This window comes from Mesorhizobium sp. M4A.F.Ca.ET.020.02.1.1, from assembly GCF_004022645.1.
Taxonomy (GTDB): domain Bacteria; phylum Pseudomonadota; class Alphaproteobacteria; order Rhizobiales; family Rhizobiaceae; genus Mesorhizobium.
On sequence record NZ_RZOI01000213.1, the window covers coordinates 1 to 8,273 of the forward strand.

An 8,273-nucleotide genomic window follows, 5' to 3' on the forward strand; every position below is an offset into this window, starting at 1 on the left:
ATATATTTCAGAGGACCACTTCCCCTTCTTGTCAGGGGCTATTAGGTGTTGATTTACGAAGGAGGGACTGAATCGTTCAGCGAGTTCATTTCCGACGAGGTTGACGCCTCATACGCCGGTTGCGAGCTTGAAAGCTCTTTCCTGAACTCAACGTGGCGAGGGCGCTACGGCGCCCAGCCTGTTCTCAGGAGCGACTCTGCTCTTGTGGATTAGCCGAGCCTCGTTGCAAGACGCAAAAGTATGCGAGAGACGGTTCGGTTCGGCTCGTGACTTCGCGAGTGGCCGATGGCCGATGTAACACAACCAGGCTTGATCATATGACCAAGGATGTAAGCTTAGCCACGGCAGCAAGCACACTATGCGTCAACCAGAAGGACACTTCTCTTGCGCTCTTTGGAGGAGATCCCACGGTGCCGGCTGGGCGAGTTGTTCTTTGGCCAGCTGCGAAACGTAAACATTTGAAGGCGCTCGCAAATGTTGTCGAAAGCGGCAAATATCATCGCGTCAATCACCCTATGGTGATTGAGCTCGAAAAGCGGCTAGCGGATTGGTCGGGTAACTGGTCTGTGCGCGCCGTTGGAAGCGGCACAGCCGCTATTCACGTGGCTCTCGACTACTACCGGAACCGAGGTCGCCGAGTCGTTACGTCGGCTTTGAACTGGCCGGGAGCCGTCGGCCCAATCGCGATCAGTGGACTCGAACCGGTCTTTGTCGATGTTGAGCCAGACCTTGCCGGAGTTGATGAGAAGATGGCGGCCTCCCTCATCAAGCCAGGTGACGCGGCGACGCTCATAACTCATCTGTTCGGAAATAACCTCTTGGTTCCCAGCTTGAGATTCGCGGCGCGAGCGCGAGGCGTGGCGATTATCGATGATGTTTGCCAATCAATTGGCGCTGCCAAAGATATTGTCAATGGAGCTTACTTGGAGAGCGATGCACTCTCTCTCTCCGGCAACGGAGCTAAACACCTCGGGGCAGGTGAGCTTGGATTTGTCCTGACGAGGGACCCTGCTCTGATCCACCATGTAGATAATGTTTCGCTGACAAGCTCGTCGCGATGTGGAGCTAGGATATTCTCCCCGAACTCCAAAGGCTACAATTACCGACCCAATGTATTCTCTGCTGCCATTGCTAATCACAGGCTCAAGCAGCTTGACCGGCAGCTTAAAAAAAGGCGAAGGAATGCTAGGTTCCTTTGGCAGGAGATTGGCCACCTCTCAGGGCTTCTGCCTCTTTTCGATCCAGCAGATCATCAACAATCGATGCTGAATCTCCCGTTGCGTCTTGAGCCGGAAAAGCTCGGTTTTCTACCTGGCCCTACGGCCAGGGATTTCATCATTAAGCTTCTTCAAGCCGAGGGAGTTCCCGTTGCGGTCTGGCTGACGAAGCCCGTCTTTGAATATCTGCCGGATATCTGCGGCCAATGGTCAAGGACCGATTTTCCAAACGCCATGAAGATATTGAACACCATGTTTTACGTGTCGGAGATCGCTCCACCAAACGACGTTGAAGTGATGAAATTGTACGCGGCCGCGTTTCAAAAGGTCTGGGCAGCGCTTCCAAACCTAGCTTCGAAAATTCCTGAGATCGTATCTGTTGCCTGAGGGCGGGATGGCAAGCCGATGGACTGCTCAATAAAAGGTTTTCCACCATATGGCTTTTCGATTGTTCTCAAATTCGGCGGGAGCATCATGCGTGATCTTGCCGTGTGTAAGCTCGCACTGGCTGAACTTGAGCGTCTCGCCGATAAGGGCCATCGAATCCTACTTGTTCCGGGCGGCGGCATCCCGGACAAAGCAATTGAGGCGATTGATGCAGCCGAGCGATTAGATCCGTGTACCGCGCATCATGCGTGTGCTCTAGCACAGGACCAAACGGGGTATTTGCTTGCGGATGCCGCCTTCTCTTCCAAACTAGTTCCATCGGCCAGCCTAGGCGAATGCCGAACTCTCGCGAGACTTGGGAAGATTCCAGTGCTGCTGCCTTCCCGTTTGCTGTTTGCGGCTGACCCAGTGGAATGGAGTTGGGATGTCACATCCGACGCCGTTGCCGCGTGGATCGCTTGGTTAACTGGGGCACCACAGCTGGTGATTTTGACAGATGTCGATGGCGTGCATCGCGGTGGAGCAACCGACGATCCCGCTGCACTTATAGAGCAGATCGCTGCTCAAGATCTTGTCCTTCTCGGCCACACCTCGATTGACGCCTGCGCGGTCGAATTCATGGCGAAGAAAAGCCTTCCCGGCGTTGTGATTAATGCCCGTCATCCCGCTCGTCTCGCCGATTGGCTGGAAGGGAGACGCGTTAGAGCGACTAGGATCACCGTCGCGAGCAGGAAGGCCCATATCACAAGCGACCCTTTGGGGGGGGCGGCATGATGTCATCCACGGCGCTGATAGTGTATGGCCCGGAAGTCGCGCGCTCTGGCCTAACCTCGCTGCTCGACGAATTTATTCGCCGGCGAACCGGTTTGGAACTCTCGGAACGGTTCTTTTCGATTCATAGTCGCAAATCCATTGATGCGTTTTATACCCTTACCTGTTCCACCGGCGGGAAGCATTGGCCATTGGTGCTGGACTTATTCGACATGCGTCCGGTTTGCGCCACGATCTGGAGCGGACCTAATGCGCTGCACTTGTCGCAAAAACTGAAGGGTAACACACAGCCGGCCCAGGCTTTATCCGGCACCGTACGTAGTCTCTTTTTCTGCGATAATCCCGTGACGAACCTCCTTCATGTGAGCGATAGTCATCAAGTAATGGATGCTGAGCTGAGAATACTTAGGTGCCGGTCGTTGGGCGACGAAGCGACTGCTTGGATTTCTCTCGATTCCGGCTACATTGCCCATTCATCTTTCCAAATGTTGCTAAACGTTCTCGGCGACAGGGGAGCTGCGCCGATGCCGGACAATCGGAGTGATGGTAGCGCGTTTGCCCACGCAACATTCTGTTACGACAGAGCACTCCTAACCGCAGCAAAGTCGGGCCTAACGACAGCCGTCCAGCGGTATTTCCAGGGGGATCGAGCCGGTCTAGAAGGCCTCTTCCGGTATGCACCCCTCCGCTCATCTTGGGACCGCCTCATTCTTGAGGCCGGTCTGTTTTCAATGCCTCTTTGGAATTGCTTACTGAAGCGAACCGTTGATGCCGTCGAGCCGGGAAAACAACCAGGCATGGCACCGCGCCGGAAGGCCGGAGAACAATGAGCGAACTTGATCGTATCAGGACAACGCTTCGGACAAGTCAACAAGCCACTTTCCCGCGTCAGATGCAGGCATTCGGACTGGATCTGGTCGTACAGGAAGGGGTTTTTCCTCCAGAGCACTTCCAGAGTTGGCGTTGGATTAGCGAGAATTTTCCCCCATTCGACGGAAAGACCGTCTTAGAAATCGGCTGCGGTTTCGGTCTTCCCGGCCTTCTGTTGGCAAAGACTGGCGCGCTGTCGTTGCTGACTTGTGACATCAATCCGAGGGCCGTCGCGAACACGTTGGAGAATGCGGCAAGAAACGGCATTAGTAACGTCGAGGTCATCGCAAGCGATATATTTAACAATGTTCCACCTGGCAGAAGGTTCGACATCATATTTTGGAACTACCCGTCGAGCTACGCTCCAGAAGATTACGAGTTTGTCCACGACCTCGAAGGTGGTGCGATCGATCCAGGGTACAACTTGCTCGAGAGATTTCTTTCAGATGGCCCAAGGTTCCTTACGGAATCAGGTCGTATCGTTCTTGGGTTCGGCACTAATGCCCGTGACGACCTTCTTGAAAAGATTGCGGGTTCAAATGATCTCACATCTGTGCTTCTGCGAGCCGGGACCTATCCCGACGTCAACGTAACTTACAGGCTGTTCTCAATATCAAAGAAGGCCACAAGCGCATGATGCCCGAGCTGATGCGCATTGCGTTGGTCGCCATTTCGCGCAATCGGAGCAAAGATAGCTGGGTAGCGGGCAGTAGCGTCCTTTCGCAGTTCATCCAGCGTGCGCCGAACGACATTGACATTCATCATGTCAATTTGGCCGCATTCAATCAGGCTGTGGATAAGGATACCAGGGCTCTGGCGGACGCGGGGTTCTCCATTGCCACATCGCGACCTGCCGACGCGGAGCTGGAGATCGTATTCTTGAGATCGAACGGGACCCTGGCGATAAATTGGGTTCTCGAACAGGAACGACCGACGGCGTTAATCAACGATCCGCTTTTTGGGACAAGGGCGAGTTTCGCGGACGTCATCGCGCGAAAGGTCGAGATGCACCTGGAGAACCACCATTCGAAGCACAGGGATGATCTCCTTGCACTCCTGGAGCATTCCGCCTCAATCTCGGCCGAAATGAGTCTGGACCAATTGGTTGGTAGCATCTCCGCGCTAGACCTCGCGAAATACGTCAATACCAACCTTCGTGGCAGCACGCGATAGATGTCAGCCCCCAATCTCCCGGGAATTCCCGAACACCGTGGCAAACGTAGAAGTGGACATGGAAGAAGCTCGACCTGGTCCACCGATCTGCCGACCGGCAAAAGGAGCCGCTGACTTGCTGTCGGTGAAGAAGGAAGCTAGGATCTTGCCTGCCTTCCTGCGTCCCACGCTGCTGCGGCCGACCCATGCCCTCTCGAGGCCCTCCAGCGCCACTCAGTCGGCGAGCGCGCCGTCGAACCTTGCGCATGGACCGCCTAGGGCACGGAGTCGACCTGGTGCTGCAGCCTTGCCAACGACGAGGAACCTACCTTGTCCTCCGGTTTGATCCCGGTGTAGTAGTTCGTCAGCTTCTCAATTGTTGAAGCTTCCCCTATGATCACCAAACACCCGCGCGCCGTGGCAAGAGGGTTGCTCGGTGAGTTCGTCGTTTCCATGTAACAAGCACGCAGTACGCACAGTCGAAAGTGCGGTTCAAGTTTATCGCTTCAATGGCTCGTGCACGCGAGCACGCGCGACGAAGACCGAGGTGGGATCCGGAAATAACCTCGGAACTGCCCGAATTGGCCTTGGTGGGGATTCAGACTTCCGCCATCTGCAGACACTGGCAAAGATATTCGCTCAGCAACACCAGAGGCGGCACGTGCATCGCCGACCCGGCCTGTGGCCAAGCCTCAGCCGAGGTAAACAATACCACCTCGTCCGCAGTCCGGGCGATCGGGCAGTCAACGCGGGTCGTAATGGCAATCGTGTATGCTCCGGTTTCGCGCGCAATAGCCAGAAAATCCTTGGTTTCCACAGTGTGGCCACGCGACGAAATGCCAATGGCGAGGCTCAACGAGCCAAGCCCTCGCGCGAGAGCGTGAGACACGGTGGCGGACCCCGAGCAATGTGCGGGGAAACCTAGGCAGATCAGTCGCATGGCCAGAATATCAGCGCAGACGGATGACGGCCCCGTGCCGAACAGTTCGACGCGTCGGGCCGCTCGGATGCGGTTGGCAAACCCACTAATTTGAAGGTCGTCAAAACCACGAGCGGACGCGGAAATTGAGTTTTGTAAAGCAGAACTGAGGATGGCGATCCGAGGAGCTGTGTCTACAGCTTCTGATGGCGCGCGTTCAGCCAGTTCGCCGCTCAACTTCCGCCGCTCAATTTCGCCGCTGAGCGCAATCTTAAACTCGCGAAATCCCGAGAGTCCCAAGGTTCGGCAAAATCTTACAATTGAAGCAGAACCGGTAGCGGTGTTGCGCGCAAGGTCGGCAATGGACAGCGCCAGAACAGCCTCGGGGTCTTGTGCAACATACAGAGCTATACGTGCGAGCGCATTCGGAGCCGTGTTAATTGCATCATAGATGATGTCTAGCAGCAATTTCTGTGTATGTCGGGGCTTCCGCATGTGTCTTAGTGTTCGTTCCAAGCTGGCAGTCGACCCGCGAAGGCCTAGCAAAGCCCTGCATATTCGAGTCTCGCTGACGGTTCACTGACGCAGATCATAGACAAGGTCGATATCGGATTCCGGCTGCCGCTCCGTTCGCGCCCATGTCTCGGCAGTCGGGGCAATGGACGCGAGGGCATGCGCTCGGCCGCTCGCGAGGCGGTCTTGCGAGTGGCCTCGTTTAACGACGTCTCCTGGCCCGATGCTGTCAATGGAGCTTACTTTACTGGCTGCGCATGCGCCGCGCAAACCGTGGTGTCCTCGTCGTCAGGGCAGTGGGGACGACTGCACGGCAACGCAAGCGGTGCCGTCTGGGAAAATATATTCATTAGTATATTGGCGACATAACCAATCTTACTTGCGTTCTTCTATGATTAGGTTCATCGTCCGATCGAAAACGGGGGCATGACAAGGTGACTACATCTCTAGGGAACGCCGACGTGGCGTTTGGTAAATAGCTCATCTCAGCAAGTTGGCCACGAGCTTGCCGATGCCACCCGTACTAGCGGTTCGTCTCGCGGCTAGCGCATGCGACGGGCTTTACTTCTCTGGTACGGCAACAGAGGGCGCGACTGCTTGGGGTCAAGCTGGTCAGGAACTTGTCCTGTCGCGCATTGGCTCCGGCTGTTTAAAAAAGCCGCTGCAACAGTGAGGAAACCACAATGTTTCACCCGCTTCCAGAAGAGCTGCGCGATATCGCGGGTCAACCCTTTCCACTTTATCCCTGCTCGAATGAATCTTGGTCAATCAAGCCGACGGCCGGCCGCTCAAGCTCGCGGGTTATGATATGTTCCATTCCGAAGGCGGGCACCCACCTATATGCCCGTCTGCTTGGACTGCTCGGGCTTGTACAGTCCGATGTGTTCTTTAATAAAGACTATCTTGGAGACTTCCGCTTTGTGGATGTCGAGCGAGCTCGCTTCACTCATTCCGAAAATATTCTATGGATACCGATCGAGATATCCTCGCGCTTTATTCAGCCCGGTCAGTTTGGCTATGGGCATCTACCGTGCGACATCGGCACTCGCCATTGTTTAGCGGATTTCAAGATCGTCTTTCTTTCGCGCGAAATGCGTGCGGCAATTGTGTCGCAGATGCGATATGTAGGTGACAGCGATTGGTGCCCGCCTGAGAGGGCTGAGATTACGTGGCGCAATGAGCCGGACGGACCTGACAAAATGCTGAAGTACTTCGATGAGATCGCGCCTTTCATTTTCAATGATCGCTGCCATCCAGTGGCACCGTGGGCGGATCAGGAGAATGTTCTTGGATTGAGCTATGAGCAGATCATAGGCGACCAAGGACGCGAAGTTCAGCTCGAGACCATTCGCAGAATTGTAGAGTTTTGCGAGATCGAGCGGCCGCCGCAGCCTGAGCTGATCTTAAACCAGCTAATCGGACAGCAGACCTTCACCCTGTCCAGCGGGCGAACTTCGTGGGAGGCTTGCTGGAATGCCGAGATCGAGGCGCGGTTTACCGCGCTGGGAGGGACGAGACTCAACGAGCGATTCGGATTTGGTTCGAGATAGATTTCAGGCTGTCGCAGAGCCCGGCGATGGCAGGTACGCTCGGAGCCGCTCGCCGGACGTTTATGCGAGCGATATTCTGGAAAGGCGCGCTGACCACTGCCCACCTGCCGCCCGCGCAATCACTTCCTGAAGTGCCGACATCGCGATTGGCGCGGGGCTTGCAAGGACCCTTGGTGCAACGTTCGACCGGAGCGCAGCGACGGGAGATGCCCGGGAGGGAGGAACCTGCCTCGATCCGGTTAGGAGACAAGAATTGTTGAATATAATCCCGCACACCGCAGCGCGAGTCCCGCGCGCCCTAAGCCCTCTTATCCCAGCTTTACGTGCAGGTGTTTGCTGCAGTCACGCTCAGCCATCGCACTCGGCCGCCTGAAGTCGCTCGGCGAACGGCGACCGCGGGGGCAGTTCGCACGCACACAGCGCCGCGGATGGGTCGGCTGTTGGGCCCAGCCATCCCACCGCATCTCTTCGAATAGCACGAGCCCCTTGACCTCCCGTCATCCGCGAACAGCGGGTGAGGCATTAAAGCGGTGCCCCCCTTTGACGTCAAAAGGCCAGCCGTTGCCGCCCTGCCGTTCACTGTTAATTGGAGCCTAACCATGCCTTACGCCAAAAGCCGGCCTTATCGCTCTTTCAGCCCTAGCCCTGCTTTTTTTCGGGCTGGCGACGCAATATGGTCCAGTTGCCAAAGTCTACGTGCGCCAGCATGAAAACCATAGCCGGCTCGTCGCGTTTTGGCGGAAGCTCATTCCAGAGCGGCGCGACGCACTCTTAAACGACGCCGCTGCGCCAACTGCTGGCAACCCGAATGGCGACGTCCCTCTCGTCTTATTTTTGGACTACAACTGCCCGCGGTGCCGGGCGGAAGACCGTACAATCCAGCAAGCCCTCAAG

The 8,273-nt window shown here is 56.0% G+C and carries 7 protein-coding genes and 1 pseudogene; 7 read left to right on the top strand and 1 reads right to left on the bottom strand.

The window, feature by feature from the left end; all coding sequences use genetic code 11:
* The first annotated feature begins 317 nt into the window (after positions 1-317).
* Genes EN742_RS15410 through EN742_RS15430 form a run of 5 tightly spaced genes read left to right on the top strand, consistent with a single transcriptional unit; the run spans position 318 to position 4,418 of the window.
* Positions 318-1,604, top strand: a complete 1,287-nt coding sequence (locus EN742_RS15410; protein WP_128332990.1) for a DegT/DnrJ/EryC1/StrS family aminotransferase — start codon at positions 318-320, stop codon at positions 1,602-1,604.
* An 18-nt stretch (positions 1,605-1,622) separates the two neighbouring features.
* Complete coding sequence (locus tag EN742_RS15415; RefSeq protein WP_051695332.1) at positions 1,623-2,378, top strand: aspartate kinase; 756 nt, start codon at positions 1,623-1,625, stop codon at positions 2,376-2,378.
* Positions 2,375-3,205 carry a nucleoside-diphosphate kinase gene (locus tag EN742_RS15420; RefSeq protein WP_240992505.1) on the top strand — a complete coding sequence of 277 codons (831 nt, stop codon included), beginning with the start codon at positions 2,375-2,377 and terminating at the stop codon, positions 3,203-3,205. The genes EN742_RS15415 and EN742_RS15420 overlap by 4 nt, the downstream gene beginning before the upstream one ends.
* On the top strand, positions 3,202-3,882 hold the full coding sequence (locus EN742_RS15425) for a methyltransferase (RefSeq protein WP_029354798.1): 681 nt from the start codon (positions 3,202-3,204) through the stop codon (positions 3,880-3,882). Before EN742_RS15420 ends, EN742_RS15425 begins: the two co-directional genes overlap by 4 nt.
* The gene (locus tag EN742_RS15430) at positions 3,879-4,418 is read left to right on the top strand and encodes a hypothetical protein (RefSeq protein ID WP_051695334.1); all 540 of its coding nucleotides are present in this window, start codon (positions 3,879-3,881) and stop codon (positions 4,416-4,418) included. Before EN742_RS15425 ends, EN742_RS15430 begins: the two co-directional genes overlap by 4 nt.
* A 577-nt stretch (positions 4,419-4,995) precedes the next feature.
* Here the strand turns inward: EN742_RS15430 and EN742_RS15435 are convergent.
* Positions 4,996-5,784 carry a MurR/RpiR family transcriptional regulator gene (locus EN742_RS15435; RefSeq protein ID WP_164746656.1) on the bottom strand — a complete coding sequence of 263 codons (789 nt, stop codon included), beginning with the start codon at positions 5,782-5,784 and terminating at the stop codon, positions 4,996-4,998.
* Positions 5,785-6,512: 728 nt separating this feature from the next.
* Between EN742_RS15435 and EN742_RS15440 the strand changes: the two genes are divergently transcribed.
* The gene (locus EN742_RS15440) at positions 6,513-7,379 is read left to right on the top strand and encodes a sulfotransferase domain-containing protein (protein WP_108722861.1); all 867 of its coding nucleotides are present in this window, start codon (positions 6,513-6,515) and stop codon (positions 7,377-7,379) included.
* Positions 7,380-8,075: 696 nt separating this feature from the next.
* A pseudogene (locus EN742_RS39375) lies at positions 8,076-8,273 on the top strand (DsbA family protein); the annotation flags it as partial.